The organism is Helicobacter sp. UBA3407, assembly GCF_949747025.1.
Lineage (GTDB): Bacteria > Campylobacterota > Campylobacteria > Campylobacterales > Helicobacteraceae > Helicobacter_D > Helicobacter_D ganmani.
Genome location: NZ_CATKCB010000227.1, coordinates 1 through 2,443 on the forward strand (window position 1 = coordinate 1; position 2,443 = coordinate 2,443).

Genomic DNA, 2,443 nt, shown 5'->3' on the forward strand with positions numbered 1-2,443 from the left:
GCTTAAATTTGGATTCTCTACCCAAAAACCAACAAGAAATCAAACTCCTATCCCAAGACAAAATGGAAGATTCCAATTTACCTTTTGCGATTAACTCCTACTCCCTTTTTGGCATTAAAATCTTTTATAAAACTTTAGATTATGAGATTCCTTTACCAAAACTTTTTATCCAGCCTCTTGCACGTGTAGCGCGATTCTGCGAGGAATATTCCTTAGAAGTACAAATGGGCAATCTAAATGGAATCACAAGCTTCAAACCTTTATATTTAGACGAGCGTGGATTTATTTCCAAACCCGGAGCTACCAATAAAGTCTTACTTGCTTGTATGGACATCAATCTTTACGAACAATATTTAGCATACTTTACTATGTATGCCAAATGGGCGCATTTAATGCTTTTTGTCCCACAAATTTATCAAGAAATTTATGCTCCTTATGCAGAAGTGCGTTGCTTTGAAAATCATCAAGAATTGTTTGAGCAATTAATGCACGAAAAATATAATTTTGCGCTTACTTTGGGTGTCCCAACAGAAAAGTTTGAGGAGCGATTCTCCTATCGCCCCAACGAACAAAACCTCTTTGAATACGCTCATTTGGAGGATATAAAATCGCAAAATCTTGAGGATAAAGGAAACCAATGAGAATTGCTGTACCCGTCTATGATGAAAGCTTAAAAATCTTTGGCAACACAGGACATACCCCCTTTTTTGCTATCTTTGAGCAAAAAGGCGCAGGAATGTTCAAAAAAATTGATTTATTAGAGTTGCGTGAAAATCCACGTGGTAACAAAGAGGCAAGTGAGGGTTGCTCACATAAAGATGAGGAAATGAGCGCAGAGGAACAAATGGCGCACAAACAAGAACACAATATACTCGGTGAAATCATCAAAGATTGTGCAGTGGTGCTTGTCAAAAAAGCTTGTCCCAATACTGCGCGCGTTTTCAACGAAAGAGGAATCAAAGTCTGCAAAGTAGATTCGAATTGCCAAAGTGCGCAAGATTCCTTTAAATTTATCAAACTCTAGCTGCAATAAAAGAGGATATGGAATCTCGCTACTTCGGGATTCCATATAATTGAACTTAATAAAATCTTGCGAACATCACACCACTAAGCTAAAACTTACACGAAAAGTGGTTTGTTGGGATTCTATCTCCACAGGAATTTGAGAGGCTTCCGCTTGCGCGCTCTTTTTGCTTTCTTCTTCCGTGTTTTCCTCTTCACTCTCTGCAAGTTTTTCTTGCATTTCAAGCAGAGGTTTAGTTTGATATTCTAAGGTAATGTCTATTACCCTACCGCACGCGTCAGAATAGATTGTCATTTAATTTTTCCAACTGCAAATACCAAGATATTTACAAGCGGCATTTTGATAAATAGATTGATGATTTGTCTGACAACTATTTGTCCAAGAACAATTTGCAAATAAACTTCCTAAAACAATTTTTTTCATATTCTACTCCTTATTTATGATTCTAGGATTCTTCAATTATAAAAAAAGTAAAATTAATTTTAACTTAATAGACAAAGAGAATCTTAAATGAATACTATTTAAGCTTATCTTTAGCCTATTCGTAACACTTCTCTTGTTTGAATCGCTGCAAGGATTTTCTCACTAGGCTTAGAATAATCCTGACAATAATCACAGGACTTATAAAAGTCTTGCGCATAAAATTCCAAAAATCTATCCGTTTCGTTCGTTAAATCAATATAATCCCCCTCAAATTCCTCTAAACCCTTCAAGACAGAGAGGGAACTTGCTGCTGCACACACAAACATTGCTCCTTTAGGAGCTATTTGCCCCCCCCCCCCGCCGATGAGAGAAACACAAGAAGCCCTACAAGATAAATAATTTGCAATGATTTACTCCTTGCTTCTACCCCTTTTGTGGATTCTTTCTAATCTATGCCAAGTGCCTCCTTTTAAAAAAGAAAAAGGAATGCGATATTTTTTAAGATTTTTAAAAATACTTTCTTGTTTAAGGCGAATGTTTGGAACATGCGAATAATCTGAAATAGAAACCTTGCGAATCTTTTTTGATTTTTTCATTCTTTGCAAGATAGGTTCTTTTATATCAATGCTTCCATTGCTTAAGATATCGTAAGTCAAAATTTTCTTTTGGGATTCTATATAATCTAATAATTGCGGCAAATCTTTAAACAAAAAAGGCTCTCCCCCGATTAATCTTAAGCGATTAATGCTAGAAACTTTGGAACACAACTGCTCTAAACTTTCAATAATATTTTCCAAAGTGCCTACATATTGCGCCTTTGGAGTAAAATACTGCATTAAATTACAGCAATGCTCACAACGCAAAGTGCATTTGGTTGTCAAAACAATCTCCACATAAGGAATATCCACGATTCCACGCAACACGCGCTTTTGAAAGTAACTTCTTAAGAAAAACTTACGCATTAAACTTGCATAGGGATAGCTAAACAACCTCTTA

General features: G+C 35.9%; 5 protein-coding genes and 1 pseudogene. 2 read left to right on the forward strand and 4 right to left on the reverse strand.

Annotated features, from left to right (window positions below; all coding sequences use genetic code 11):
- Both Q1553_RS07925 and Q1553_RS07930 read left to right on the forward strand, forming a co-directional pair.
- Positions 1 to 641, forward strand: a pseudogene (locus Q1553_RS07925) (hypothetical protein); the annotation flags it as partial.
- Positions 638 to 1,024 (forward strand): hypothetical protein, encoded by a 387-nt coding sequence (locus tag Q1553_RS07930; protein ID WP_115551386.1) that lies wholly within the window; start codon positions 638 to 640, stop codon positions 1,022 to 1,024. The pseudogene Q1553_RS07925 and the gene Q1553_RS07930, both read left to right, overlap by 4 nt.
- A 75-nt stretch (positions 1,025 to 1,099) precedes the next feature.
- On the opposite strand, the gene Q1553_RS07935 is transcribed toward Q1553_RS07930, so the two are convergent.
- The 4 genes from Q1553_RS07935 to Q1553_RS07950 form a co-directional block, all read right to left on the reverse strand.
- Entirely contained in the window at positions 1,100 to 1,318 is a 219-nt protein-coding gene (locus tag Q1553_RS07935) for a hypothetical protein (protein ID WP_115551387.1), read from the reverse strand.
- Entirely contained in the window at positions 1,319 to 1,447 is a 129-nt protein-coding gene (locus Q1553_RS07940; protein WP_297571399.1) for a hypothetical protein, read from the reverse strand.
- 110 nt (positions 1,448 to 1,557) lie between these two features.
- Entirely contained in the window at positions 1,558 to 1,773 is a 216-nt protein-coding gene (locus Q1553_RS07945; RefSeq protein ID WP_297571398.1) for a hypothetical protein, read from the reverse strand.
- Between the two features lie 84 nt (positions 1,774 to 1,857).
- Positions 1,858 to 2,443 (reverse strand): radical SAM protein (locus Q1553_RS07950; RefSeq protein ID WP_300842903.1); only part of this gene is annotated, 586 nt, incomplete at its 5' end.